Source organism: uncultured Campylobacter sp. (genome assembly GCF_938045225.1).
Classification (GTDB): Bacteria; Campylobacterota; Campylobacteria; order Campylobacterales; family Campylobacteraceae; genus Campylobacter_A.
The window spans coordinates 1-2,767 of sequence record NZ_CALINL010000210.1; the positions used below are offsets into that span (position 1 = coordinate 1).

A 2,767-nucleotide genomic window follows, 5' to 3' on the forward strand; every position below is an offset into this window, starting at 1 on the left:
ATTCGCTTGCCTTTGTAAAAAGCATTTATCTTCCTTAAGTCTTTAAATAGCCCTAATTTTATTAAATTTTTACTGCATTTTTCATTAATTTTTAAAAAGCGTAATTTTATCTAACTTTATGTTTTAAATGCTATAATCGCTCTTCCAAAATTCACCAATCAGGAGGTCATCATGGCTTTGGATTCGGCTAAAAAAGCAGAAATTGTTGCGAAATTCGCTAGAAAAGAAAAAGATACGGGTTCTCCAGAAGTTCAGATCGCATTGCTAACCGCAAGGGTCGAGGAGCTAACCGAGCACCTAAAAATCTACAAAAAAGATCACTCGTCTCGCCTCGGACTACTTAAAATAGTCGGCCGCAGAAAACGCTTGATGAAATATCTAAAAGCTAAAGATTACGCAGCTTACACAAAAGTTATCGCTGAGCTAAACCTCAGAGATAAATAATCCTAAGCCCCAAATTTGGGGCTTTTCATTCAAATTTTACTCTTTTACTCATTTAAAAATTTAACACATCAAATTTTAGATTCATGAAAATTTCTAGCAATAAAATCAAATTTACTATACTCTTACATTAAATTTATTCAATTTTTCCCGCGCGCCACTCATCACACTCAAATTTTATCTTTCCAACATTGAGCTTATTAGGCTAAAGTTATCTAAGTAATTTTTTTAAACTCTAGCCCTTGACAATTATCCGCTCAATGTTGTATAATACGCCTAGCAATTTAAAGGAGAGAGTGCTAATATGATAAAGGTGAGCAAGCGGGATCTGATACTTGATTCTATTATTCAAGCTTATCTTAGCGACAACGCTCCGATCGGCTCTAGCGAGCTTGGTTCGCGTATGGCGATGTCGATCCCGGCCTCTACGATAAGAGTTTATTTTAAAAAGCTCTCCGACGAGGGCGCGATCACGCAGTTTCACGTTAGCGGCGGCAGGATACCGACGGCTGCGACGATGAGAGATTATTGGCGAGCTAGATTAAATTTCGATGAGACGCTAAATATCGCAAATCCTAACCTGCTAAAGTTGCTAAGCGATAAATTTGAAATTTACGCGATGGTTTTTGAAAGCAAAACCCAAACGCTAAACGAGGTCTTAAATTTAAACAATAGATTTTTGATTTTGAGCTTTAGCGAGGACGAGATTGCACTCAAATTTAACTCTAAAGTCGAGAAGTTTTTGGGCAATCTCATCGGCATAGACCTCGATAGACTTGAGCTTACCTGTATGCAGGTGGGACTAAATGAGCTAAGAAATAAGATAGCCGAGCTAAAGCGCACCAAAATTCGCTTTTTAGAAAACGAAAAGATAGCGCTTGAAATTTTCGGCGAGAGCTTCAAAAACGCGCTAAGCCCTAGTTTTGAGATGGTTTTTGACTCAAATTTAGTATTTTTCGGCGAAAATTATCTAGGTATGAAGCTTGGCGTAAATTTCGAAGGAAAAGAGGCTAAAATGCTTTGCGCAGGCAGCATTTATAATGATTATGAAAGATTTTTAAACAACCTAAAGGAGGCGGCATGAACGAGAATGAAAACGTAGAACTTGAGCAGCAAATCCCGTCAAATTTCGACGAGAGTATCAGCTTTGAGGGTCTTGACGCGAAGTCGGCCCAGCTTCAAAAGCAGCTCGAGGAGCTAACGGATAAGTATTATAGAGCCAACGCGGACTTTGAAAACATCAAAAAGCGTTTTGAAAAGGAAAAAGCAGACATCGCGACGTACGCGAACGAAAAATTCGCGCGGGATCTGCTTCCGGTGATAGACGCGCTTGAGATGGCGGTAAATTTTGAAACCGAAGGCGATGAATATGCGGCAAAAATAAAAGAAGGAATTTATATAACGATAGATCAGTTTAAAAAGTGTTTTGAAAAAAACGGCATCACCGCGATCGAAGCAAACGAGGACTTTGATCCGAATTTCCACAATGCCGTACTGCAAATCGATAGCGAGGACGTGGAAAAAGGAAAAATCGTGCAAGTGATACAAAAAGGCTATCTAATCAACGGCAGAGTTTTACGACCTGCGATGGTATCGATAGCAAAGTAAAATTTGAAAGAAAAATCTAATAAAAAGGAAAAACAATGGCAAAAGTAATAGGTATAGACCTAGGAACGACGAATTCATGCGTGAGCGTGTATGAGCGAGGCGAAAGCAAGGTAATCCCTAACAAAGAGGGCAAAAACACGACTCCTTCGGTCGTGGCTTTCACGGATAAGGGCGAAATTTTAGTAGGCGATAGCGCAAAACGCCAAGCCGTAACAAACCCTGAAAAAACCATCTACTCTATAAAAAGAATAATGGGTCTAATGAGCAACGAGAAAAACGCGCAGGAGGCTAAAGCTAGGCTGCCGTACCACGTCGTGGATAGAAACGGCGCGTGCGCTATCGAGATCGCGGGCAAGGTCTACACTCCGCAAGAAATCTCCGCAAAAGTGCTCATAAAACTAAAAGAGGATGCTGAAAGCTACCTGGGCGAAACTGTCGTGGACGCCGTCATCACCGTGCCTGCGTACTTTAACGACAGCCAAAGAAAAGCGACTAAAGAGGCCGGCACGATCGCTGGGCTAAACGTGCTTCGCATCATAAACGAGCCTACCGCGGCGGCTCTAGCCTACGGTCTAGATAAAAAAGAGGCCGAAAAGATCATGGTTTACGACCTAGGCGGCGGTACGTTTGACGTTACGGTGCTAGAAACAGGCGATAACGTGGTCGAGGTTCTAGCTACGGGCGGTAACGCATTTCTAGGCGGCGATGATTTCGATAA

4 protein-coding genes are annotated in these 2,767 nt (G+C 41.5%); all 4 read left to right on the plus strand.

What is annotated here, in order from left to right:
- Positions 1-171 precede the first annotated feature (171 nt).
- Positions 172-444, plus strand: a complete 273-nt coding sequence (gene rpsO / locus Q0200_RS07770) for a 30S ribosomal protein S15 (RefSeq protein WP_002952011.1) — start codon at positions 172-174, stop codon at positions 442-444.
- A 301-nt stretch (positions 445-745) separates the two neighbouring features.
- Positions 746-1,525, plus strand: a complete 780-nt coding sequence (locus tag Q0200_RS07775; RefSeq protein ID WP_297939965.1) for an HrcA family transcriptional regulator — start codon at positions 746-748, stop codon at positions 1,523-1,525.
- Positions 1,522-2,049, plus strand: a complete 528-nt coding sequence (gene grpE / locus Q0200_RS07780) for a nucleotide exchange factor GrpE (RefSeq protein ID WP_297939967.1) — start codon at positions 1,522-1,524, stop codon at positions 2,047-2,049. Before Q0200_RS07775 ends, grpE begins: the two co-directional genes overlap by 4 nt.
- Positions 2,050-2,084: 35 nt before the next feature.
- A partial coding sequence (locus Q0200_RS07785; protein WP_297939968.1) for an Hsp70 family protein occupies positions 2,085-2,767 on the plus strand: 683 nt, incomplete at its 3' end.